The following is a 24,060-nucleotide window of genomic DNA, read 5'->3' as shown; positions in this document are numbered from 1 at the left end:
GTCAGCTTTTTTTCATAATCGTAAATAACTTTTCTGTATAAGGGCTTAAAAATATTCCTGTTTCATCTAGTGACTTCCTCACTTTTAGAAACGAATGCAATTCTGGATATATATTTTGCAATTTTTCGTACGTTAACGTATGCATTTTCCCCCAATGTGGGCGCCCTTCATACTTTAAAAAAATTTTCTCCACTTCACCAAAATAAGCGGCATACTTCATACCTTTATACATATGAACAGCTATATACGCTGAATCTCTTCCATATGCTGGACTGAGCCATATATCATCACCTCTCACGTAGCGGCATTCAATCGGGAAGTGCACCTTATACTTTTTCTTTTCAATAAGATTTGAAATTTCTTCTACAACAGCCCTCATATACTTTGAAGGGACACTGTACTCCATTTCATAAAATGGAACTGTACGTGATGTAGCGAACACTTCATAGCTTGGTCCAATTATTTTCGTGTTCGGTACAGCCTTAGCTGATAATCGGCTTACTCCTTTACTTATAGAAGGAAACCATTTACACCCTTTAGATAATAAAGAGAACATCCTATTTTCAAGTAACTCCACCTTTAGTTTATGCCATTTCAAATCACTTTCTTTACTCGTTGTTTCGTTTGTAAATTTCACTTGTACTTCATCTGAATAAGGAAAAACGAAAAATTCAAAATGACGATTCTTCTTATATTCTTCTAGTTTGTTCATTACAGTAGACAATGATTGTTTTTCACTTTCATAAACAAGCGAATACGCTGGGATAACCTTCAATTTTATCTTTACAATGATACCTAGCATTCCAAGCGACAACTGAAATGCTTTCCAATATTCGGCGTTCTCGGTTTCTGAACAAACTATACTCTCACCTGTTGATAAAACTGCCGTGATCTCTATAACTTGTGTTGATAAACTCCCAAATGTAACACCCGTCCCATGAGTTCCCGTACTAATCGCTCCTGCAATAGATTGTGAATCAATATCTCCTAAATTTTCTTGCGCATAACCTTTTTCCTGAAGTAACTTCCCTAAATCATGTAGCTTTGTTCCCGCCCATACTTCGGCAACCTTCTTCTCTGCATCAATATTTGCAATGCCCTTCAATTCATCTAAAGAAACTAAAATTTCTTCCGTTTGCACAAGAGGTGTAAAAGAATGCCCTGAACCGACAACACGAATTTTCTTTCCTTTTTTTCGTGCAAGCCCCACAACTTCTACTACATCTTGTATACTTTTTGGATACATCGTATAATGCGGTGTTCCTTCTACATTCCCTGTCCAATTTCTCCATTTTTGTCCCTTTATAGAAAGCATTGTCCATCCCCCCGATATGTTGAATACTCTCCAACGATTTCCCCTTGTTTAATGCGATACAAAACAGGAAAACGCTCACATAACTCTCCAGCTTTACTATGACGAAACAAGATAGAATCTCCTATCGCTACTCGTTCCTCACCGTCATAAAAAATTGGCGTTTGCACTTCACCAGCACCTTCTAACGCTAATAGTCTTGCACCACCCGGCCTCCAAATCTCAGGCTCTTTATCTTTACCAACTGCACCTGAGGCAATATATCCGCCACCTAGGCAAGTATAAATAAAAGGAGCCGGTTTGCGTACAACTGGTAAAGCAAATCCGGCAGCTGGCTGAAATTTTACTTCTTTATAATAGTCAAACAGTTTAGGAGAGTAAAAGGCGGATCCTACAGTAATCTCTGAAACTGAGTTATCTTGCTCAGTTGTTTTTATACTTCCTGTTCCTCCCCCATTTACAAATCTTAGTTCAATACCAAGGTTTTGTATTTCTTTTACGATACGTTCTCTTCTTTCTTTAACCTCTAACACTGATTTCTTCTTTAAATACGAAACAGCTTTACTTTTCATCCATTGATTCGGTATATGATCCCCCACCCCGGCAATTTGAGCTTCATATCCCATTACACCATCTAGTATTAAATATGATGAGCCCTTCACCTTTTCTACTATTTTCAAAGCGCTCTGCACATCTTTTACCGGGGATCTTTTTACACCAAAATGAAATTTCAAAAAACGACTACTCATATCAATATCCAAACAAACGCGAAAACACCCTTTAGACTTCTCAGCAATTTTTTCTAAATAAGTAATATGGTCTTCACAATCCACCATACAAGTTATAATGTGCCCTTGCTTTGTCAGCAAACTAATTTCATGTAAAGCTCTTTCATCATAAACAGGATATCCGAGCAATAAATCATTAAATCCTTGTTCAATTAAAAACAAAGCTTCTCTAGGAGAAAAACACATAATACCTTGAAAGCGATTATTTGCAGCCAAAATCTTTTTTATAATTGGAACAGAGCGTAATGATTTACTCGCTATACGAATCTTCTTATCTCCACTTAACTCTATAATCGATTGAATGTTCCTCTCTAAAGCCACTTCATCTAAAAATGCACACGGTAATGGAACTTCCTTAAAAATTCCTCTATCCACAGTTTTCTCTCCTCTTCTATATATGTCTTATACATATTGGAAAGAAAGAATGATTTTCCTGTTTTCAAATAAAAAAAGTTTCTTCTTTACGAAGAAACTTTTTCAAGGCTACTCTACTTCATAGAAATAGTCGCCTCTACTGGATAATGATCCGAGTAATCATTATATGTATATTCTTTGAGCCATGACGTAACAGTCCATTGTGGCGATTTCGACTGTAACACCTTATTCTCTATATACGATGGATTAGCATGGTCCTTACTTGTAATAATATAATCTAAATACTCGGCAGGGCTATCGGGGAAGTTATATTTCGCAATACTGTTTGTCGTCGCATCCCAAGTTGCAGTATGTCCAGTATAAGATGGAATAGAAGCGTGCAATGTTTTGAACATGGATGCGTACTCTGAGTCACTATTATTCTCAGCATTTATTTTATTCACATTCATATCACCACCAATTAACACATACTCGTTATTTGGTATATTTTTATTTTTAATAAACTCTTGAATTTCTTGTAGCTGTTTTGTACGTACAGATGCTGGCGAAGTTTGTCCACACATATTATCTTCAGCTTGTAAATGTGTCCCAATTACATGAACGAAACGATCATTTTTCTTAACTTTTGTGTATACAAATCCTTTATTTGATAAGTTATCTGGCCCACATCCTTTTTCAAATACATATTGAATCTTTTCAACAATTGGCCATTTACTCACAATAGCTACACCGCCATCTTCAGGGGTCGAAGATGAATAGTTACCTAATGTTTTATCCCATTCGTTTCCGTTACTACGACCTAATACTGCCGTTTGATTTGGATATTCTTTCTTCAAATTTCCTAATAAGCGATTTGAAGCGTTATTATCAAATACTTCATTTAATATAACAACATCTTGATTTTTCATATAATCCGCTGCCCCAATTAAATCAGCACGCTCATTTTGTCCCCAGTTCGGATATAAGTTCGTTGATAGCATGTACACATTATGCGTCATCACTTTTAATGTATTATTTTGATTTATAGACATTTCTGCTTGAGCTGAAGATCCACTATATAAAGCTCCTAAACCAATCCCAAAGCTAAGTACACCTTTTAGCAATTTACCTTTCACGTTTCATACCTCCATGTACTGTGTAGTGATAAAAAGGCCAAATACTCTATTCTGAGATTTGACCTTTTTCAAATATTTAACGATTTCCGTACGTATCAAACCAAAGCTGGATGTATCCAGCAGTAACACGTTGTGCATCCATTAATCGCGTACCTGTCATTGGTGTAACTTCAGCGCGCCATTTATCTGCATATTCTTGTGATACAGCTGCTTTCACGAACCAATCTTTCGTATTATCATTTACAATGCCAGAGTAATCTTGTTTCGCAGCTACTGCCGCTCCATGAATCCAATCTTCTGGATTTGTACCTTTCCAGTTCCAATATCCATTTCCATCCGTTACTTTATAATTATCTTTTATCGTATCTACAAAGTTTTCATATTTAGAATGGAACCCTTGTGGATACGAAAGATTTGTAAAGTTTGCCGCATGCATCGGTTGATTTACATCCCCTAAGTAATGAAGAGATAACCCCAAATAGAAGAATGCTTGTTTCATATCTTTATTTTTGTATGACTCACCTGCTAATTTGAAATATTTAGCTCCAGTTTCCTTTGCCTGCTTTGCAAATGGAATATAAGTTTTTCCATTGTCAGGGTCATAGAAGTGTGAAGCAAATGTGCTATTATCATAATAAGGATTTTCATAGTCAGCAGCATAAATACCGTTCTCTAACTCCGTACGCCATTCATTTAATAGTGCAACTTGATCTTGTTTTACAAGTGTTGTATTACGAGACATAATATCCATTGCACGGTTTACAATCCATAAATGAGAGTTTACGCCTTCTTTATGCTTATCTTCAGCAGACCAGCGGTGAACTATATTTATTCTACTTCCCCCATCATTTTCATGAGCAAATGCAACACTTTGTAACGGAGCTACTAATGTAATAGCTGCTGCTAAAGCAAGAACTTTCTTTTTCATCTGAAATCCTCCATTTTATAATTGAATTATTTTTCATATTTTGTTAGGATCCTACGATGTCTTCCGGTTAACCTATGACTAGAATATCCCACCTTTCACAAAATTTCTATCAATAAATTAAAATATGCAAATGTTCATATCATTATAACTTTATACATAGTGAATATAATGAATGAATACACTTACATTGTAATAAAATATTGTTAAGCTACTGCAAATACTTGTCTAAACTAATGTAAAAAAAGAGTAAAGCGATTAACCGCTTTACTCTTTTTTTCTTTTCGATAATATACTTGGCAGTTGCACATTAACTGCCAATTTATGAATAAATCCAAACACTAATCCAATCCCAATAAATATGTATAAGATTGTAAATACCTTTCCGAAATCAGTTTGCGGACTAAAATTCCCATCACCGACAGTCGTCAACGTAACCACACTAAAATATAGAGCGTCAAGAGGACGTAATCCTTCAACTGTACTATAAAAAATCGTACCAGATGTTAATGTTAAAAATGTTAATACGAATAATACTTGAAATTCTTTATCTTTCCACGCTCGTAAACAAGCTTTTAGCATCCGTTTCAATGTCAACATAAATGAAAGCATTAGACTTCCCCTTCCAAACAAAATACCTGTAGTTAAAGGAAAGTCTATCACCTTTCTGTATAGAAAAAAAGTAGCCCTCTTCTATTTCTAGAAAAGGGCTACTTTTTACTATTCTCTATTATTTAGGTGAAACAAGAATTTTCACTTGTGTTTTATCTTTTACAAGTGCTTCAAATCCTTCTTCAACAACTTGATCTACTGTGATTTTTTTCGTAATTAATTTCTCTGCTTGAATTTGGCCAGAGCTAATTAATTTAATAACAGCTGGGAAGATATGACGGTATCCAAGAATACCGATAACTTCTTTTTCTTTTAGTACAAGATTGTTTGGCGTAATTGTCGCATCTTTTTCCCACACACTAACAATTACAGTTTGTCCTTCAAAGCTTGTACTTTCAATCGCTTGACGAAGTACTACTTCGACACCTGTTACTTCAAAGCTCACATTTACACCTAAACCATTTGTTAAGTTACGAATTTCTGCTAGTACATCTTGAGTAGCTGGATTTAATACATAATCCGCACCTGCTAATTTTGCTAACTCTTGACGTTCTTTAGAAAGTTCTACTGCAATAACAGGAGTTGCTCCTGCTGCTTTAGCTGCTTGAATGACAAGAAGTCCAATTGGACCACAACCAAATACTGCTACAGCTTCCCCTTCTTTTAATTTACTTTGACGTACTGCATGAACTGCTACCGCTGCTGGTTCTACAAGTGCACCTTGTTCATACGTCATTTCATCAGGAATATGGTGGACCATATCTTCTGGTACTACTGTATATTCAGAGAAACCGCCGCCTTCTCCGCCAAGACCGTGGAAAACAAGTTGTTCACAAACATTGTAATGTCCATGTTTACAAGCTTCACATTTACCACAAGAATAAATTGGTTCTACAACGACGCGATCTCCCACTTTATGAGAAGTAACGCCTTCACCGATTTCAACTACCTCACCACTAAACTCATGACCTAAAATAACCGGTGCTTTTACGTGTGTTAATGGGTGCTCTTCTGTTGGAATAAAAATAGGTCCTGCTAAATATTCATGCAAGTCTGTTCCGCAGATACCACACCATTTCACTTTAATCTTAACTGCTCCTGGTCTTACAGTTGGTTCTGGTACTTCTTCTACTCGTACATCGCGTTGATTATGCCAAAGTAATGCTTTCATTTTATACATCCCTCTCTACGTATATACTTAACCTGGTGAAGTTTACCAATCTATTATAATACTTCTATCCATATATTTCAAAAAAACAATCTCAATTCCACTAAATTTTAACAAATAACGTTCAATATTTTGTCACTTTGTACTTTTTTCCACATCTGTTAATGCTAATTTCATTGCGGTTGAAATTAGCATTATGCCATAATAGCATAGGAGAGGTGAATATCGCTTGAAATATTTTATTTACTTTATTGTTATCGTAGCGTTTTTAGATACATTTTCACAATTACCTATTATGAGTACGTTCGCTCAAAGTCTTGGAGGATCTCCTCTTATTATTGGGCTAGTTGTCGGTATGTACTCATTCGCTAATATGATCGGTAATATTATTGCTGGCGCTGCTGTCGATAAATTTGGTGCAAAAAAAATACTTTATATAAGCATGGGACTTACGAGTTTCATAGTCTTGTTATACACCGTTGTTCAAAGTGGTGAACAACTATTAGTTGTGCGCTTTATGCACGGCTTTAGTGACGGATTTTTAATTCCTGCTGCCTTTACGTTTTTATCAAAACAAACAAATTCAGCAAGACAAGGTAAGGCAATGGCTCTATCTGGTGCTGCTGTTGGAACAGCGGCAATTGTAGGACCGGCTTTCAGTGGAATTATGAAAGCAACTGCTGGTATAGAGTGGGTGTTCATCACCATTTCTATTTTAATGGTCCTTGGTACAATCGTATCTCTATTCTTCTTACCAAATAACGTATCAAGAAAAGATACCTCAAGAACACAAATGATGAACAAAGAAGATATGATTGAACTATTGAAATCAGAACCGTTATTGCAAGCATATATTGGTGCTTTCACACTAATGTTCTCACAAGGAATTGTCACTTATATGCTACCAGTGAAAGTTGAGGCATTAGCGCTTAAAGCATCTACAACAGGCATGATGTTAAGTGTATTCGGAATTACCGCTATCCTCTTCTTCTTGCTACCAACAAACCGTATTTACGATCGATTTAATCGTTCCAAACTCATGCTAATTGGGATTGCAGTAATGGCATTCGCGTTATCTTTACTTGGATTATTCGCAACAAAAGGTATGCTCTTTATCGTTATGATGATTTATGGCATTGGATTCGCTATCCTTTTCCCATCGATAAATGCATTACTTGTTGAAAATACGACAGATGATAAGCGCGGAAAAGCATTCGGATTGTTTTATGCTTTCTTCTCATTAGGAGTTGTTGCTGGCTCCTTTACAGTCGGAGCAATCGGGGCATCGCCTAGCGTCAGCTTCGTTATCGGAACTGCATTCTTGTTAACATTTGCTGGAATGATTTTTGTAAGAAGCAAAGTAAAAAAGACAATGATGGGTTAATTCCATCATTGTCTTTTTTTAAAATGCATATTGATATAATCCGTAATATAATGGCAGCGTTGGGATAATACCAATTAATTTGAATATAAAAGGTAGCGGTTCATCCTTCTCTTCATATAAACGTAAAACAAAAACGGCACTCAAAGTCCAAATAACACTAAACAGGAAGATGCATTTCCAAACGAGTGGGGTTACTATCTCTACATCAAAGACAAAACCAAATAGCCCAATCCACGTGATTATAGTCACCACAAAATCAAACTTTTGAATTAGTGTTTGAAACATGCCTCTTACTAGCGAAGTTATAGTTAATATCGCTATAATTACTAAATAAACTTTCCACAACATAATGATAAGCTCCTATTCAACTTTTGACTTTCAACAAGCCGTATTTAATAAACAATATGGCATTATATTTTTCATAAAGATAATACAACGGATAACAAAATAAGAAGAAAATAAGTACAGTTGGTACATCATCTATAATAGAAAAATATTTTACTAGTAATTCCTTAATACTCTCTCCAATCATAATAAACAGTGGAATTATACAAATTGCCGCTAATATTAAACATGGTGTGATCCTCATTTCTTTTAATTTCACCTTACAGTGTGGACACCTGAATGAAAAAGGATGCGGGAGATCAATAATATGTTGTGCAGTAATATTCCCTTCACACTGTGGACATTCAATTATTTCTTTCATTTAGTTCACTCCTTTCTATCCATAAAAAAGAGCCCTATCGAATAGAGCTCTTTGATTGCCGAATATATCACTTTTGTGTATAGCCAAATAACAATGTAAATAAATTAAACTGTAAAGGCAATATTACATTTCTTCTTCTACAAAGAAAGTGTATAAATACCGACGATACTTCGACAATTTCCTCGGAAATATTTCCTTTACCCACATAATTTGATACACTACATATGAACAGACAATTGTATTACATAAGCTAAAATAATAACTTAATGTACAAATTAAAAAGCACACTCTTCATATGAAGAATGTGCTTTTATGTTATTAACGTTTAATCCAAACAGCGCCTGCCGATTTATCCTCTGCCTGTCCAACAACTTGGAATTTAAGTCCAAGGTTTGGAACTTTTCTTCCCGCGTCTGCAATTTGTTTGTTACTATATACTTTTGAATCATCAAAAGTTGTAACACCTTGTAATCCAGAATAGTTAAACTGTCCACGTGTTAATGAATTTGCACTCCATGCGGGTGTTTGATCAAATGAAAAGGCAGCGTCTGCAATTTGCATGCCTGTATTACCATACGCTGGTTTCCCGTTTAAATTACCAACAAACGCTTCTGGATGAGAGTCTACAACACCAAGGAAGCCTTCACCTGGATGTACCCCAACCCAGTTATCTTTGAAACTATCATCTGCATACCAAACGACAAGACCAGTATTATACACCGGACCTTTTCCTGCTTTTAATCCATTATCTGATCCAGCATAGTTTCTCCACTCTAAATAATAATAATGTTGTTTCTTCTCTGTCCCATCAGAAACAACGAATCCATTTAACTGCATTTTAGATGTTCCTTCTGCATCATCAGAAAATACTACTTGTCCATCAACTGTTACATTTACATTATCCATCGCGAAACCTTTATATGTTAAAGCTGGATCTGTAATATAGTCGAATTGTAGTTTCACTTTCTTCCCTTTAAATTGACTTAAATCGTATGATTTATCAATCCATTTTCCATCTGTCGTGTCTTTATCTCCTTGTACTACTTTTTCTCCAACTCTATCAATTAACGTCTTCGTTCCATCTTCTGTTACAGCATGTACTTCGATGAAATCACACTCTGCTTCTAACTCATAATTTGCTTTATAATCGAATTTTGCATTTGTTCCTTTTGTTAAATCAAAGAATGGTGTTTCTAATGTTGTATGCATATCATCTCCTCTTGTACTATAATATGCATGCTTTCCAAACTCCGGTTTAATTGTTTCAACACTTTTACCTGGTAAGTTAACACGTACAACGCCTGGACGATTGGATTTCGTAACACTTTGATCAATATATGTAGGAACTCCTACACCACGCTTAATTTTATCGTAATCTACTTCTAAAATTTTTGCCCAGTTACCACCCATATTTTTTTGTAAGAAATCTTTATTTTGTGGTGAGAAACTAGTTGGCTCTGTTCCTGCGATTTTTCCTGTCCAGCTACCTCCACTCATTAATGACCACGCTTCAACAGGTGAACCAGTTCCAGTATATTTCGTGTCATATTCATCCGGTAAACCAAGGTCATGTCCAAATTCATGCGCAAATACACCTACTGCTCCATCTTCTGGTTCAATTGTGTAATCATGCGCTGCTACTTTTCCACCAAAGTAATCTACATTTGATTTTGTACCTTCAATCGCTACTGGATCTATTGCTAATTTTGAACGATGTGACCAAATTGCATCATCACCTAATTTACCGCCACCAGCTTCTTGACCAACACCAGCATGGATTACCATTAAATGATCAATTACACCATCAGGTTCATTTGGATTTCCATCACCATTTGTATCATATCTATCAAATTGATCAAATTGAGATAAATCTAACCCTTTCTCAGCAGCTGCATGTAAAGCTTCTTTCACTAAATCACGTGCGCCTTTTGGTCCTTTATTATCGTGACCACTACTACCATCAGCACCGTAGTCAGACGCTTTCCCTGGCACAGTTAGCCATTCGGTTACATATCCATCCGTCGTATAACTACCGCCAGACTGCTCTTCATAATATTGTTTAAACGTTTTTACTTTCGAACCATCAAATAGCTTGTACGGCTCATTACCAAATAACATTTTTTGATAATGCTCTCTACTAAAGTCTTTCGAATACATATACCCTGGCGTTTGATCAATATTATTATGTTTATAATCACTAAATTCAACGAGTAATACTAATACTTTATCATTTCGAACCGGTCCATTATATGGCGCTTGCTTTGCTTTAGAAGTTGGAACTTGCCCATTCAATTGATTTTTATTTGGTTCCGGTTTTTGCTCAGGGCTAACATTTTTTTCAGGTTTCTTTACTTTCTCCTTTTCTTCCATTTTTTTCTCTTTTACTTTTTTCACAAAATCAGATGCCTCTTTAGCAGTATCCGCTGGAAGAATTTCTTTATTTGCCTGATCCCCTTGTTTCTTTTCAATATATTTCTCTACAGCCTTTTTCGTCTCTTCTTTAGAAGATGCTGGATTAATTGTTCCTCTTTCCTTCAGTGCTTCCGCTAAACGATCTTCTTGAATTAAATTGTAATCAATTGGTGTTGTAGACACACTTTCTTTTGCTGGCGTTTCTGCGTATGCTAACGGAGCACTCATTACAGCTGAGCATCCGATGATTGTCGCGATCGTTAACGATGACAACACTTTAAATGGCGCTTTTTTTCTCATCTTACTCATCCCCTTGTATCAATCTTAAACTTCAGATAAAAATACGTAATCTATCCTCCCTTGTATAATAAAAGACATGATTCTATAAGCAATAAGCTTTCTGTTATAGAATCATGTCCTCCAGTTTTCTGGTCAGACCCTCTATCTTTTTATGTCGAAATGTGAAAAATAAAGAGTGATTTGTATATATTAAATAGCTTATATTAAAAATTTAAAAGACAATATGCACAATTGCATGAAAATTCTTTCAAACAAAAAAAAGAACCCAAGTTAATTAAACTTGGGTTCTCCATTTCGTATTATTTCTCTTGTGTTTTTTCCCAATCAGCTAAGAATTTCTCAATTCCTTGATCTGTTAATGGGTGCTTCACTAATGAAGCGATTACGTTTGCTGGGATTGTTGCAATATGTGAACCGTTTAATGCTGCTTCTGTTACATGAACACTGTGACGGACAGATGCTGCAATGATTTCTGTTTCAATGCCGTGAATTGCAAAGATTTCTGCGATTTGGCGAATTAAGTCCATACCGTTATGACCGATATCATCTAGGCGACCTAAGAACGGTGAAACGTATGTCGCACCAGCGCGAGCTGCAAGTAATGCCTGCACCGCTGAGAATACTAATGTAACGTTCGTACGAATTCCTAAATCTGAGAATGCTTTTACTGCTTTTAAGCCTTCTGTTGTCATTGGAACTTTTACAACAACGTTTGGAGCGATTTTTGCTAACTCTTTTCCTTCTTCAATCATTTTATCAGCTTCTAAGCTAATTACTTCTGCGCTTACAGGTCCTTCAATAAAGCTGCAAATTTCACGAATACGCTCATGGAAATCTACGCCTTCTTTTGCTACAAGTGATGGATTTGTCGTTACTCCAGCTACTACACCTAATGCATTTGCCTCTTTAATTTCGTTAATGTTTGCTGTATCAATAAAAAATTTCATTTGTTATTCTTCCTTCCTAATTTTCATTTTATATTTATTTATTTTTTCTTAATAAGCTCTAATTCAATCGGAATAAATTTGTCCACTTTTTTACCTTGTGTTATCTCTTTCGCTGTTTCCATCGCCTTCTCTCCGATTAATTCTGGTTTTTGAGCGACTGTTGCTGCCATACGCCCATCTTTAACCGCTTTTACAGCATCATCTGTTGCATCAAATCCAACAACAACCACATCTGTTTTACCAGCAGATTTCAATGCCTCAATTGCGCCTAATGCCATTTCATCGTTATGAGCAAACACTGCTTTTATATCGCTATTTGCTTGCAAAATATTTTCCATAACGGATAATCCTTTTGCACGATCGAAATCAGCTGCTTGTTTTGCTACTACTTTTAAAGACTTATCAGCTACGTTATGGAATCCTTTCCCACGCTCACGAGCAGCAGACGATCCAGGGATTCCTTCTAACTCAGCAACATTTGTTCCTTCACCAACTAACTCCCGAATGTAATCACTAGCCATTTGACCACCTTCTATATTGTTGGAAGCAATATGAGAAACAACTTTACCTGAATTCGCAACCCGGTCTACTGTAATAACAGGAACATTGGCTGCATTAGCTGCACTTACCGCTGAAGCAACAGCATCTGAATCGGTTGGATTAATAACAATTACATCGACACCTTTTTGAATTAAATCTTCAACATCATTTGTTTGCTTCGCCGCATCATTTTGTGCATCAACAGCAATTAATTCAATGCCGCTATCTTTTGCCTTCTTTTCTGCACCTTTTTTCAACGTGACGAAAAATGGATTATTTAAAGTTGAAACAGAAAATCCAACTTTAATAGTTTTATTTCGACCTTTATCGCTAGAATCCTTTGCCCATTCTGGTGGTTCCATTGAACAACCAGCAGTAACTACCATGATGCATGCAACGAGTATCAGTAACCATTTTTTCATGAATTGTCCCTCCATTACGCTTCTTTTCGACGATCAATTAGTACAGCTAGTAAGATTACAAGTCCTTTTACAACTTGTTGGAAGAAAGAAGATACACCTAATAAATTTAAACCGTTATTTAGTACACCAATAATAAGCACACCGATGAATGTACCAACAATCCATCCTCTTCCACCTGAAAGACTCGTTCCTCCTAACACAACTGCAGCAATTGCATCCAATTCGTAAGAAGTACCAGCAGTCGGCTGTGCAGAATCTAACCTTGATGTTAAGATAATACCTGCAAGCGCTGCCAAAATTCCGGAAAGACCGTAAATCATTACTTTAATTCTCGTAACATTAATACCTGATAAAGCTGCCGCTTCTTCATTTCCACCAATCGCAAACGTACGGCGACCAAACGTTGTTTTCTTTAAAATAAAGTACAATACTGCAAAAGCAATCATCATTGTAACGGCTGGCACAGGAATACCAAGGAAATAACCACGGCCAAACATTTGGAACATTAAATGATCACCAAGACCAGTGATCGGACGTCCGTCCATATAAACAAGCGTCAACCCGCGAAAAATAGTCATTGTTGCTAAAGTTGCAATAAACGGAGCTACTTTTCCCTTCGCAATAATGATACCGTTTACAATCCCCATTGCAAGACCTGCTAATAATCCAACTACCATTGCAAGGAACGGATCCATGCCACTTGCCATCATTCCGGCAACAAGTGCACTTGATAATGCTAAAATAGAACCTACCGATAAGTCAATACCCCCTGTTAAAATAACGAAGGTCATTCCAAATGCAATGAGTGCATTAATCGATACTTGGCGCAGTATATTAAATAAATTTGGAATTTCAATAAATGCTGGATTTAAAGCTGTAATTACTACGATAATTAATACTAATCCAATTAAAGAACCAAGTTGTTGTAATACATTCCCCTTCTTAGCCATATCTTACTCTCCCCCTGTAGCTAGTGCCATAATAGACTCTTGCGATGCCTGATCTTTCTCTAAAATACCACCGATTTTCCCTTCATGAATGACGAGAACTCGATCACTCATTCCTAAAACTTCTGGAAGCTCAGACGATACCATAATAACGGCATCTCCTTGCTCGGTAAGCTTATTCATAATAGAGTAAATTTCTTTTTTAGCCCCAACATCTACACCTCTCGTTGGTTCATCTAAAATGAGTAACTGCGGATGAATACCTAACCATTTTGCAATTACAATCTTTTGCTGATTTCCACCAGAAAGAGATTTGACAGCTTGCTCTCCGTTTGCTGCTTTCACATTAAGAAGCTTCATCATATCCTCTGTAAATTGCCGTTCTAAACCTTTATTAACCACGCTTCCCTTTGAAAGACTTTCTAAATTTGGTAAAGCTAAATTTTCACGAATCGAAAAATCTAACACAAGCCCTTCAGATTTTCTATCCTCTGTAATAAAGGCAATTCGTTGTCTAATCGCATCAATTGGACTATCAATTTTTACTTCTTGTCCATTCATGAAAATTTTTCCTGAATCGAGCGGTTCATATCCAAATATTGCTTTCATAATATCCGTGCGACCAGCTCCCATCAAGCCCGCAACACCAAGGATTTCACCTTTTCTAACTTGAAACGAAACATTTTCAAATTTTCCTTTTTTCGTTCCGTTTCGCATTTCAAAAATCACTTCGCCAATTTGACTATTTCGTTCTGGATAACGTTCACCAATACTGCGGCCCACCATCATGCTAACTACTTCATCAAATGACGTTTCTGGAATTAATCTTTTCCCTACATATTCTCCATCACGCAAAATCGTAATAGCATCACATATTGAAAAAATTTCTTCCATCCGGTGTGAAATATAAACGAATGAAACGCCCTCTTTACGCAATTTATTAATAACAATAAACAGAGTTTCAATTTCGCGATCTGTTAATGCTGCTGTAGGTTCATCCATAATAATAACGCTCGCCTTTGTCATTAATGCTTTAGCAATTTCAATAATTTGCTGTTGTCCAACTGATAATTCACCTGCTAGCATAGCACCTCTCACATGTAGACCAAGATCTGCTAATTGTTGCTGGGCAATCGCATTCATTTGACGCGTACGTAAAATGCCCGTTTTCCCATACATTAACTCTTTTCCAAGAAACATATTTTCAGCTACCGTTAAATTCGGTAATATGTTCAACTCTTGATGGATAAATGCAATACCATACTCTTCAGCTTCTTTCGCACTTTTAAAAGTTCGTTCTTTCCCATCAATCATGACTGTTCCACTGTCTTTTTTATATACACCTGTTAAAATCTTCATGAGCGTCGATTTCCCCGCTCCATTTTCCCCCATCAATGCATGGACTTCTCCTGTTTCAATCATAAACTGTGCGTTTTTTAGAACAGGATTACCACTGAACGCTTTTGAAATGTTCTTCATTTCAATATGCATTCTCATCACATCCCTTTATTAAAAAATCACGCCTGCATGTAAAATAACATTCGCATAAGGCGTTGCTTCTCCTGTACGAATAATCGCCTTCGCTCTCTTTGTATGCTCTTTAAATTCCTTATGAGACACATATTCAAATGCTGGCTCTATTAATCGCATCTCAACTTCTTTATTTACCTCTGCATTATTTATAATAACTTCTTCTGCTAACATCACTTTTTCAATTGCCATATCATCAGCAACTACTTGTAATACGTCTAAAAAGCTAGGCTTTCCGATTTCAACTGCTAAATCAATTCGTTTTACTCCATCAGGAATAGGTAACCCGCAATCAGCAATTACAATCGTATCTGTATGTCCAAGTGAAGCAAGGACTGCCGCAATTTCGCTATTTAATACACCGTGCTTTTTCATCCGACAATCACCTGCACTTCACGTACTCTATCTCTCGTTGGCATACCGCCCTGTGCCCCAAGTTTCGTTACAGAAAGACCACCAGCAATATTTGCAAAACGAATTGCCTTTTGAAGTGTTGCTCCTTCAGAAAGCGCAACTGCTAACGCACCGTTAAATGTATCACCTGCTCCAGTCGTATCTACTACGTCTACAGCAATACTTGGAACTTGAACAACTTCCGTTCCGTTATGGAAACGAACACCATTAGACCCTTCCGTCATCAATAGCTTATTTGGATATTTCGCAAGTAACTCTTCAATTGGTGATGTGAAATCATTTAATACGATGCGACATTCATGTTCATTCGGCGTAATATAAGTCGCTTTTTCTAAAATATCTTCTGATAAAAATTGTGCTGGAGCCGGATTCAACATAACTGGAATTTTATGCTCCTCACAAATAGACAGAACGTATTTTACTGTTTCAAGCGGAATCTCTAGTTGAAGAACAACCATATCAGCTTTTACAAGAAGGTCTTTTGAACGATCTACAATCGACTCATTTACAAGAGCATTGGCTCCTTGTACGACAACAATACTGTTATCCTCTTCTGCTAAAACGATATGAGCGATTCCTGTCGTCCTATCTGTAACCGGTACCACATAGTCGATAAAAATGCGTTCGTTCTCCAAATTTTTTCTAACTACTGTTCCGTAATCATCATTTCCTACTGCACCAACCATCGCTACATTTGCTCCTAATCTAGCTGCAGCAACTGCTTGGTTGGCCCCTTTTCCTCCTGGTATCGTATGAAACGCTTCACCAATTACTGTTTCTCCTGCTTTCGGCCGTATTTTTGAAACAGCCACTAAGTCCATTGAAATGCTACCTACTACTGCAATATTTGGCATCTGTCTCATCTCCTTACTTCGTTGTATTTCGTTCTATAATTTCAATCGGTAAACGATAGTGTTTCTCTTCTAATGGATTTCCTTCCATCTGCTCTAACAACAATTCTGTTGCAATTTTCCCCATTTCATAAATTGGCTGTGCAACAGTCGTAATAGATGGATACATCATTTCAGTTAAAGAAATTCCATCGAATCCAATAATTTGTAAATCGTCTGGAATAGAAATTCCCTTTTGAAGTGCAGCCTTTACAACGCCGATTGCAATTAAATCATTCCCAGCAACAATTCCATCAATATGCGGATATTCTTCTAATAATTCCACCGCTACCCGTTCACTATTAGCTGGATCGAATGTACTCTCTGCAATCATATAAGAAAGATTATTTTGCGTAATAACGTCTACAAAACCTTCAAAACGTTCATTAGCTGTGCTCACATCACGCGGTCCACGAATATGTGCAATATGTTTACACCCTTTGTCTATTAATAACTTTGTCGCCGCCTGGCTCCCTGCATAGTTATCTGCATATACAGTAGGAATGCGCTCATTAAACATACGGTCAATCGCAACAACTGGAATAGACAAATTCATGTAATTAACACTATTTTGTGGATTCGTTGCTACAATAAATCCGTCCACATTATTTTGTCTAAGCACATCAATGTATTGCTTCTCTTTTTCTAAATTTTCATCAGAGTTACAAAGTACAACTGTGTAACCTTGCTTATGTGCTACATCTTCTACAGCACGTGCAACTTCCGGAAAGAATGGATTCACGATATTTGGAACAACTAAGCCAATTAAACGAGACTTTTTATTATATAAAGAACGCGCTACTGTACTAGGCTTATAATCTAGCATTTCAATTGCTCGCTCTACTTTCTTTAATGTATCCTCATGGACATATCCATTTTTATTTAACACTCTGGAAACGGTCGCAACAGATACCTCTGCTAATTTTGCAACGTCTTTAATCGTACTCATTCTCTTTTCTCCTCATTTCATGTAACCGTTTACAGAAAATAATATAACGCATTTATAAAAATACGTCAATCATTTCTAACTAAAAAGCTTTTAAGGTTATACTCAAAAAAAGCATCGCCATAAGGCGATGCTTTTTATTACGAATATGATACAGTTTTTTCCTTTTCTTCTACAGCAGGCTCTTCAGCATCTTTTTTACGATCAGACAGTTTAATTTTCTGTAAGAAAATCGTAAAGATAGCACCTACTACGATAAATACCAATCCTGTTAAGAATACAGTATGAAGTGAGTCCACTAAAGAGCTTTTCAAAATTGGTACGATGCTATTAGAAAATGCTTCTGGCATTTGTTTTAATGCCTCTGGACTAAATAGCATAGAATATAAACTTTGTGGATCTGTATGAATCATATCTTTAAATTTTGTTACCATTTGTCCCGCTTCTTTTGGGAATGTGTCTAATACAGGTACTAATTTATTTGTTAACGTTGTGCCTGAAGTATTATTCATAATTGATCCTAAAATTGTAATCCCAAACGTTCCACCGATTTGACGGAAGAATTGACTTGATGATGTTACAACGCCAAGATCTTTTTTCGGGAAGCTTTCTTGTAATGCTAATGTTAATATCGGCATAACAAGACCCATTCCTAAACCGATAACCATCATATAAGAAGTAGCGGTAAGCTTAGTTGTGTGCATATCCATCGTTGTTAATAACCAGAAACCACTAGCCATAATAAGCATCCCTGTAATAATTTGTGGTTTCACACCAATTTTTAATACAAGCTGACCACCAATAATACTCATAACGATCATTGTAATCATCATCGGTGTCATAATCGTTCCTGATTCAGCAGCACTTACGCCTACAATTCCTTGCATAAAGAACGGTACGAACATAATTGCTCCAAACATTCCGATACTCATAAAGAAACCGATCGCATTCAGTAGTGTAAATGTGCGGTTTTTAAAGAAGTGCATCGGTAAAATTGGTTCTTCAGCCTTCGTTTCAACGATAATAAAGCTAACAATACCAATGGCAGCTAGTGCAAATAACCCGATAATTTGCCAAGAACCCCATGCATAATCTTTTCCGCCAAACGTTAACGCAAGTAATAAACTTACAACACCGAGAATCATCGTGAAGATTCCAGCGATATCAATTTTAATTGGTCCTGTTTGTTTATGTGCTTTTAATCCCATTGCAATGAAGATTGTCGCTAAAATACCAACTGGTAAGTTAATATAGAATACCCATCTCCAGTTCACTGCGTCTACAATCCAACCACCAACTTGTGGTCCAATTACAGAGGCAAGACCGTATAGAGCTCCAAAAATACCTTGCCATTTAGCACGTTCTTTTCCCGTGAACATATCTCCGATAATAATCATAGCCATTGGCATCATAATGCCGCCACCAAGACCTTGAATACCACGGAAAATAATTAATTCTGTCATACCGTTTGCCATACCACATAACGCTGAACCAACCATAAAGATAATTAATCCTGCTATATATACGTTACGACGCCCAAGTAAATCCGCTAATTTACCTGCAATCGGTACAACCGTTGTTGATGTTAACATGTAAGCTGTTGTTAACCATGTCATTAAACTTAATCCACCTAGTTCACCGACGATACGCGGCATTGCTGTACCAACGATTGTTCCGTCCAATGCAGCAAATAGCATTGCGATTACTAAACCGATTAACAACAACTTTCTATTCTGATTTTCTTGTTGCTCCATGTAATCTCCTCAATTCCTCTTAGTTTTTCTCTTTTTTCTCTGGTTTCCCGCAAATAATTGTTTCTAGCTTTTCAAAGAGGCGCAACAAATCTTCCCTCTCTTGTAATTCTAAGTGTGAGAAGTACTTTGCAATATGCTCATTACGAGCCGCCATCGCTTCTTCTACTGTAGCTTTCCCCTTCTTCGTTAGCTCAATGACAACAACGCGGCGATCATTATCGTCGTGATAGCGCTCTACTAACCCATGATCAATTAAACGATCAGTCATTACTGTAATCGCGCTCGGTTTCACGTACATTTTCTCCGCCAATTGTGTCGCTCTTGAAGCTCCGTAATGATCTAAAATCTTTAAAATATAAAACTGCGGTGGTGTAAGTCCTGATGCTTGCATTTGTTCTAATAGCTCTGTTTGCATTTTCTTTCCTATAGCGAATGTAAGAGCTTGAATCTTATCAATATGAGTCATATCATTTGGCATGTTATCCACCTCTTATTTAAGCAATAAAATATTTAACGTATTTAAATATTAATCCCACAAACAAAATACGTCAACAACTTTCTTTATAAAAACGTTTACATTCTTGTCACAAAGTTGTATAATTTTCGTCGAAGTTAATATTGACAGTCACGGAGAATCGGAGTATATGGCTATGAATCATAAAGAAGGGAACTTTTTTATATTTCATAGCCTTTTTGTATTCTCTCTGTCTTAAAACGCTTCCAATTAATTAGGGGAGGATTTTCATTTTATGTTTTTCACACAATTATTTAAACCTGCGCCCCACGCAGAACGCTTACCAGCTGATCGCACTGATAGCGAATACCGCAAATTGCGTTTGCAAGTATTCTTAGGCATCTTCATCGGTTATGCGGGTTACTACTTTGTTCGAAAAAACTTTTCACTCGCAATGCCATACTTAATCGAACAAGGCTTTAGTAAAGGGGAACTTGGGGTTATCCTTTCAGCAGTATCTATCGCTTACGGATTAAGTAAATTTCTTATGGGTATCGTATCCGATCGTTGTAATCCTCGCTACTTTTTAGCAGCTGGGCTATTTTTATCCGGTATCATTAATATTATTTTCGGCTCATTTTCTTTCATTACAACGAGCATTATACTTATGTTTGTACTTCAGTTTTTAAATGGATGGGTACAAGGTATGGGATGGCCTCCTTGTGGTCGTACGATGGTTCACTGGTTCTCCATTAGTGAACGTGGTACAAAAATGTCTATTTGGAACGTCGCTCATAATGTCGGCGGCGCGCTTATGCCTTCTCTCGTTACATTAGGCTTATATTTCTTTGCAAATGACTGGAAAAGTATATTTTACTTCCCAGGTATTCTTTCAATTTTGGTGGGGATTTATGTATTAATTACGATGAGAGATACACCTCAATCTTGCGGATTACCTTCTATTGAAGAACATACTGGGGAATATCCATCAGATGAAAAAGTAGCGGACCGTGAACGCGAACTTTCGGTAAAGGAAATTTTATTTACATACATATTAAACAATAAGTTTTTATGGTACATCGCTATCGCTAATGTCTTTGTTTATTTCGTTCGTTACGGCGTTGTAGACTGGGCTCCTACTTATTTAGTAGAAGAAAAAAGCTTTACTCACAGTAGCTCACGTACAGCTTATGCTCTATACGAATGGGCTGGTATTCCAGGTACACTTCTTTGCGGATGGATGAGTGATAAACTATTTAAAGGGCGCCGCGCACCTGCTGGCATTCTATTTATGGTCGGTGTATTCATTGCCGTTCTTGTTTACTGGCTAAATCCTGCTGGGCATCCAATCATTGATAGTATCGCACTTGTTTCCATTGGATTTTTAATTTACGGACCTGTTATGCTAATTGGTCTTCACGCGCTTGACTTAGCACCCAAAAAAGCTGCTGGAACTGCCGCTGGGTTAACTGGGTTCTTCGGTTACCTAGGGGGGGCTACTTTTGCTAGCGCAGCTATGGGCTTTATTGTAGATGGATTCGGATGGGACGGCGGATTCATTTTGCTCCTTGCTTCTTGTGTGCTTGCAATGTTCTTCCTTGCTCTTACTTTAAATACAGGATCTGCTAAATCAAAAGAAGTTTAAACAAAATATAATGTGTAGAAAAATAAACATAAAAATAGCTCTCAGCATTTACTTACATGCTAAGAGCTATTTTTTATTTATCGTTCTTCTCTTGCTATTTATATTAATCATTTCCCTTCTATTCATACGATTAAAACATTTGCTGAAACATCTTTATTAAAACAGCTAACATAACAGATCCAGCAAATCCACCTAAACAAATTAAACTTACCCCTTGGCTATAAGACAAATTTTGAAATGATTTCATACCTTCCATCCTCCCTATATCCCCTTTGATATTCTTATTGTATCAATGGGAAAAATTTCATAACATCGATTTCGCTGACAGCTAACTTACAAATTTGTAAGTTAACATTTTTTTAAACTTATATATATTCTGTCCACATTCTCCCTCTTAATACATCAAAAAAGACCTCGAATTATATCAAGGTCCTGCTTACACTACAGAATATCTCACTTTATTTTATAATCATAACCGGGCATTTCACACGCTTTGCTATTTTATGACTTACACTACCAAGCACCATCTCTTGCAGTGTATTTAGCCCTCTACTCCCAGCAATAATAAGATCTATATCTCCTGTATTTACATATTGAACAATCGTATCTCCTGGATCGCCATGTAGAATCGTAATTTTGTAGGAAATGTTCTCTTTCTTTAATAAACCCTCAATCTCTTTTAATTTATCTTTTCGACTAGCTGATATTGTTTCTAAATCCGTTTGTCCTTGTATAATATCTGACTTTGCCGTTCTATTATCTACTACGTACACAACTTCAACATGTGTTTCTTCGTTAAATTTCGCAATATATGTTGCATGCTCGGCTGCTCGAAGTGCATGTTCAGAACCATCGCATGCTAATAAAATTTGTTTGTACATATGCTGAATCCCCTTTTCGTTATCCTACCCGTATTATATAATAAAGCCCCCTAAAAAGGAGGCTTCTAACTAGCAATTCTCTTATTATAAGTAGCTAAATTCGCAACGAGCTTCGAGCTACGTTCATTTAACCCTGTGATCCTTACTTTCACACCGTTCTGTTCATACTTCATTATAACTTTATCAATTGCCGCTACTGCTGAATCATCCCATACGTGTGCGTTAGTAAAGTTCATCTCAATTTCTTTCACATCTTCATTGTATGAAAAAGCATTTATATACTCTGCCGTAGATGCGAAGAATAGTTGGCCGTGAATTTCGTATATTTTCTTATTTTCAATATACAAATGTTTCACGTGAATCTTTGCCATATTGAATGCAAATAAAACTGCACTAATTATCGTTCCGATAATTACACCTAATCCTAAATTATGTGTAATTAGGACAATCACAACTGTTACGATCATAACAAATGCGTTTCCTTTTGGTACTTTATGAATCGTCGCTACAGAGTTCCAATCAAACGTCCCAATCGAAACCATAATCATAACTGCAACTAAAGCTGCCATCGGAATATGAACAACGTAATCACCTAAAACAAATAGCAATACGATTAAAAAACCACCGGCTACAAACGTCGATAATCTCCCGCGACCACCTGATTTAATGTTAATAACAGATTGTCCAATCATTGCACATCCTGCCATTCCTCCGAAGAAACCAGCAACAACGTTCGCAATCCCTTGTCCACGTGCCTCTTTATGCTTATTACTTTCCGTATGTGTCATATCGTCTAAAACCGACGCCGTTAATAATGACTCTAGTAAACCTATAACCGCTAGCATAACTGAATACGGTAAAATAATTGCTAATGTCTCAAGTGTAAATGGAACATCAGGAATACTAAAGAACGGTAATTCTTTCGGTAAGCTTCCCATATCCCCTACTGTTTTTAACTGTAATCCGCTCATAAGTGCAATGCTTGTCACAATAATAATTGAAATAAGTGTAGACGGAACAGCCGTCGTAATACGTGGAAATAAATATATAATTGCAAGTCCTAATGCGACAAGTGCATACATTTGCCAAGTTGCATTTTTAAAATGCGGCAATTGCGCTGTAAAAACTAAAATTCCAAGTGAATTTAAAAAACCACTCATAACGGATTTAGGAACAAACTTCATAAATGAGCTCAGCTTGAACACTCCAAAAATAATTTGAACAATACCTGTTACTATTGTCACAGCAAATAAATATTGCAAACCGTGATCCTTCACAAGAGTGACCATTAATAATGCCATCGCACCCGTTGCCGCCGAGATCATCCCTGGTCTTCCGCCGACAAACGAAATTGTAACCGCAATACAAAAGGCCGCGTACAATCCAACCGTCGGATCTACACCTGCAATAACAGAAAAAGCTATCGCTTCAGGAATTAATGCTAAAGCAACAACAACCCCTGATAGCACGTCCCCTCTCATATTTGAGAACCATTCATTTTTTATAGTTTGAAACAAAGTAACACTCCTCCACTCTTTTATCATTTGATTTTCTCCATAAGAAAATCAAGGCCGACTGCACGAAGGCTATTAT

General features: G+C 36.7%; 23 protein-coding genes. 2 read left to right on the top strand and 21 right to left on the bottom strand.

Annotation, left to right across the window (positions count from 1 at the left end):
- Nucleotide 1: 1 nt before the first annotated feature.
- The 6 genes from LCF45_RS03425 to bdhA all read right to left on the bottom strand — a co-directional run bounded on the left by LCF45_RS03425 (nucleotide 2) and on the right by bdhA (nucleotide 6,298).
- Nucleotides 2-1,315, bottom strand: coding sequence for a D-arabinono-1,4-lactone oxidase (locus LCF45_RS03425; RefSeq protein WP_002125266.1), 1,314 nt, complete (start codon nucleotides 1,313-1,315; stop codon nucleotides 2-4).
- Nucleotides 1,303-2,475 (bottom strand): amino acid deaminase/aldolase, encoded by a 1,173-nt coding sequence (locus LCF45_RS03420; RefSeq protein WP_263894533.1) that lies wholly within the window; start codon nucleotides 2,473-2,475, stop codon nucleotides 1,303-1,305. Before LCF45_RS03420 ends, LCF45_RS03425 begins: the two co-directional genes overlap by 13 nt.
- 113 nt (nucleotides 2,476-2,588) lie before the next feature.
- The gene (gene sph / locus LCF45_RS03415; protein WP_003187254.1) at nucleotides 2,589-3,590 is read right to left on the bottom strand and encodes a sphingomyelinase C; all 1,002 of its coding nucleotides are present in this window, start codon (nucleotides 3,588-3,590) and stop codon (nucleotides 2,589-2,591) included.
- A 76-nt stretch (nucleotides 3,591-3,666) separates the two neighbouring features.
- Nucleotides 3,667-4,518 (bottom strand): phospholipase CerA, encoded by an 852-nt coding sequence (gene cerA, locus LCF45_RS03410; protein WP_002029789.1) that lies wholly within the window; start codon nucleotides 4,516-4,518, stop codon nucleotides 3,667-3,669.
- 264 nt (nucleotides 4,519-4,782) lie between these two features.
- Nucleotides 4,783-5,127, bottom strand: coding sequence for a potassium channel family protein (locus LCF45_RS03405; protein ID WP_000948238.1), 345 nt, complete (start codon nucleotides 5,125-5,127; stop codon nucleotides 4,783-4,785).
- A 118-nt stretch (nucleotides 5,128-5,245) separates the two neighbouring features.
- Nucleotides 5,246-6,298 (bottom strand): (R,R)-butanediol dehydrogenase, encoded by a 1,053-nt coding sequence (gene bdhA / locus LCF45_RS03400; RefSeq protein ID WP_000645834.1) that lies wholly within the window; start codon nucleotides 6,296-6,298, stop codon nucleotides 5,246-5,248.
- A 226-nt stretch (nucleotides 6,299-6,524) separates the two neighbouring features.
- On the opposite strand from bdhA, the gene LCF45_RS03395 reads away from it, so the two are divergent.
- On the top strand, nucleotides 6,525-7,679 hold the full coding sequence (locus tag LCF45_RS03395) for an MFS transporter (protein WP_002125260.1): 1,155 nt from the start codon (nucleotides 6,525-6,527) through the stop codon (nucleotides 7,677-7,679).
- 18 nt (nucleotides 7,680-7,697) lie between these two features.
- On the opposite strand, the gene LCF45_RS03390 is transcribed toward LCF45_RS03395, so the two are convergent.
- The 12 genes from LCF45_RS03390 to LCF45_RS03335 all read right to left on the bottom strand — a co-directional run bounded on the left by LCF45_RS03390 (nucleotide 7,698) and on the right by LCF45_RS03335 (nucleotide 19,965).
- Nucleotides 7,698-8,027, bottom strand: coding sequence for a hypothetical protein (locus tag LCF45_RS03390; protein WP_033733756.1), 330 nt, complete (start codon nucleotides 8,025-8,027; stop codon nucleotides 7,698-7,700).
- A gap of 16 nt (nucleotides 8,028-8,043) precedes the next feature.
- Nucleotides 8,044-8,385 carry a hypothetical protein gene (locus LCF45_RS03385; protein ID WP_002125258.1) on the bottom strand — a complete coding sequence of 114 codons (342 nt, stop codon included), beginning with the start codon at nucleotides 8,383-8,385 and terminating at the stop codon, nucleotides 8,044-8,046.
- 318 nt (nucleotides 8,386-8,703) lie between these two features.
- On the bottom strand, nucleotides 8,704-11,097 hold the full coding sequence (gene inhA2 / locus LCF45_RS03380) for a M6 family metalloprotease immune inhibitor InhA2 (protein ID WP_002125257.1): 2,394 nt from the start codon (nucleotides 11,095-11,097) through the stop codon (nucleotides 8,704-8,706).
- Nucleotides 11,098-11,396: 299 nt separating this feature from the next.
- Nucleotides 11,397-12,044 (bottom strand): fructose-6-phosphate aldolase, encoded by a 648-nt coding sequence (fsa, locus tag LCF45_RS03375; RefSeq protein ID WP_000667669.1) that lies wholly within the window; start codon nucleotides 12,042-12,044, stop codon nucleotides 11,397-11,399.
- A 38-nt stretch (nucleotides 12,045-12,082) separates the two neighbouring features.
- Complete coding sequence (gene rbsB / locus LCF45_RS03370) at nucleotides 12,083-13,006, bottom strand: ribose ABC transporter substrate-binding protein RbsB (RefSeq protein ID WP_002125255.1); 924 nt, start codon at nucleotides 13,004-13,006, stop codon at nucleotides 12,083-12,085.
- A 14-nt stretch (nucleotides 13,007-13,020) separates the two neighbouring features.
- Nucleotides 13,021-13,956, bottom strand: a complete 936-nt coding sequence (locus tag LCF45_RS03365) for an ABC transporter permease subunit (RefSeq protein ID WP_263894532.1) — start codon at nucleotides 13,954-13,956, stop codon at nucleotides 13,021-13,023.
- A 3-nt stretch (nucleotides 13,957-13,959) separates the two neighbouring features.
- Nucleotides 13,960-15,444, bottom strand: a complete 1,485-nt coding sequence (gene rbsA, locus LCF45_RS03360; protein WP_002125250.1) for a ribose ABC transporter ATP-binding protein RbsA — start codon at nucleotides 15,442-15,444, stop codon at nucleotides 13,960-13,962.
- A gap of 18 nt (nucleotides 15,445-15,462) precedes the next feature.
- Nucleotides 15,463-15,858: a D-ribose pyranase gene (gene rbsD / locus LCF45_RS03355; protein WP_002125248.1), complete on the bottom strand. Its 396-nt coding sequence runs from the start codon at nucleotides 15,856-15,858 to the stop codon at nucleotides 15,463-15,465.
- Nucleotides 15,855-16,751 carry a ribokinase gene (rbsK, locus tag LCF45_RS03350; protein ID WP_002010585.1) on the bottom strand — a complete coding sequence of 299 codons (897 nt, stop codon included), beginning with the start codon at nucleotides 16,749-16,751 and terminating at the stop codon, nucleotides 15,855-15,857. Before rbsK ends, rbsD begins: the two co-directional genes overlap by 4 nt.
- A gap of 13 nt (nucleotides 16,752-16,764) precedes the next feature.
- A complete protein-coding gene (gene rbsR / locus LCF45_RS03345) occupies nucleotides 16,765-17,736 on the bottom strand; it encodes a ribose operon transcriptional repressor RbsR (protein ID WP_263894531.1) in 972 nt (323 codons plus the stop codon).
- A 137-nt stretch (nucleotides 17,737-17,873) separates the two neighbouring features.
- Entirely contained in the window at nucleotides 17,874-19,487 is a 1,614-nt protein-coding gene (locus LCF45_RS03340; RefSeq protein ID WP_002125243.1) for an MDR family MFS transporter, read from the bottom strand.
- Nucleotides 19,488-19,506: 19 nt separating this feature from the next.
- Nucleotides 19,507-19,965 carry a MarR family winged helix-turn-helix transcriptional regulator gene (locus tag LCF45_RS03335; RefSeq protein ID WP_002125240.1) on the bottom strand — a complete coding sequence of 153 codons (459 nt, stop codon included), beginning with the start codon at nucleotides 19,963-19,965 and terminating at the stop codon, nucleotides 19,507-19,509.
- 271 nt (nucleotides 19,966-20,236) lie between these two features.
- On the opposite strand from LCF45_RS03335, the gene glpT reads away from it, so the two are divergent.
- A complete protein-coding gene (gene glpT, locus LCF45_RS03330; RefSeq protein ID WP_002125238.1) occupies nucleotides 20,237-21,586 on the top strand; it encodes a glycerol-3-phosphate transporter in 1,350 nt (449 codons plus the stop codon).
- Nucleotides 21,587-21,716: 130 nt separating this feature from the next.
- Here glpT and LCF45_RS03325 read toward each other — a convergent pair whose 3' ends face one another.
- The 3 genes from LCF45_RS03325 to LCF45_RS03315 form a co-directional block, all read right to left on the bottom strand.
- Entirely contained in the window at nucleotides 21,717-21,833 is a 117-nt protein-coding gene (locus tag LCF45_RS03325; RefSeq protein ID WP_002125236.1) for a DUF4027 family protein, read from the bottom strand.
- A gap of 211 nt (nucleotides 21,834-22,044) precedes the next feature.
- The gene (locus LCF45_RS03320) at nucleotides 22,045-22,467 is read right to left on the bottom strand and encodes a universal stress protein (protein ID WP_002010593.1); all 423 of its coding nucleotides are present in this window, start codon (nucleotides 22,465-22,467) and stop codon (nucleotides 22,045-22,047) included.
- Between the two features lie 65 nt (nucleotides 22,468-22,532).
- Nucleotides 22,533-23,984, bottom strand: coding sequence for a SulP family inorganic anion transporter (locus LCF45_RS03315; protein ID WP_002125233.1), 1,452 nt, complete (start codon nucleotides 23,982-23,984; stop codon nucleotides 22,533-22,535).
- Nucleotides 23,985-24,060: the final 76 nt, after the last annotated feature.

The organism is Bacillus sp. 41-22, assembly GCF_025809295.1.
GTDB lineage: Bacteria > Bacillota > Bacilli > Bacillales > Bacillaceae_G > Bacillus_A > Bacillus_A mycoides.
This window is presented reverse-complemented; position numbering and strand designations above follow the sequence as displayed.